3 protein-coding genes are annotated in these 677 nt (G+C 61.2%); all 3 read right to left on the bottom strand.

Translation table 11 applies throughout. The features are described from left to right. Entirely contained in the window at positions 1 to 135 is a 135-nt protein-coding gene (locus tag M3P36_RS15390) for a hypothetical protein (protein ID WP_482203671.1), read from the bottom strand. A 15-nt stretch (positions 136 to 150) separates the two neighbouring features. Next, entirely contained in the window at positions 151 to 387 is a 237-nt protein-coding gene (locus tag M3P36_RS15070) for a transposase (RefSeq protein ID WP_249704529.1), read from the bottom strand. Continuing rightward, positions 348 to 677 (bottom strand): transposase (locus tag M3P36_RS15065; RefSeq protein ID WP_249704528.1); only part of this gene is annotated, 330 nt, incomplete at its 5' end. The genes M3P36_RS15070 and M3P36_RS15065, both read right to left, overlap by 40 nt.

Genomic DNA, 677 nt, shown 5'->3' with positions numbered 1-677 from the left:
CTAGGCGGCGTGGACAAATTTGAGCCAGTATCTGGCTGATGCGATGTGGACCATGGAGAGGAAGCTTTCGGCTAGTTGGTCGTATCGGGTTGCGATGGCGCGGTTGATTTTCAGACGACCGAAGAAGCGCTCGATCTGGTTGCGTTCCTTTTAGAGCGACCGGTCATATTCGATCTTCACCCGGCGGTTTGACCGCCCCGGCATGACGGCTTCGATGTTCCTGTTGGCAAGATCGGCCCGGATGGCATCGGCATCGTATCCCTTGTCGGCCAGGAACGCCTGCGGCACTCGCTCTGGCAGGGCGATCAGCGTGTCATAGGCCTTGCAATCCGCCGCCTCGCCGACTGTCAGGTGGAAGGCGAGTGGCCGTCCTCGTCGATCAGCCAGACAGTGAAGCTTACTGTTGAACCCGCCCCGCGAGCGGCCAAGAGCTCTTCGACGAGTCCCCCTTTTCCGCCCGCTGCCGAGACATGGGCGCGAACCGTGGTGCTATCGATGCTATAGTGGCCGCTGTCCGCCATGATCTCGGCCAGTGTGACCGACACTGCCTCCCAGACCCCGGCTTCGCTCCACCGCCTGAACCGCCGATAGATCGTATTCCAATTGCCGTACTTGGGCGGCACATCGCGCCAGGGCGTGCCGCAGCGAAGCCGCCAGAGTATGCCGTTGATAATCGA

Source organism: Altererythrobacter sp. KTW20L (assembly GCF_023501975.1).
Taxonomy (GTDB): Bacteria; Pseudomonadota; Alphaproteobacteria; order Sphingomonadales; family Sphingomonadaceae; genus Alteraurantiacibacter.
The sequence above is the reverse complement of the archived record's forward strand: the minus strand, read 5'-3'. Positions and strand labels throughout refer to the sequence as shown.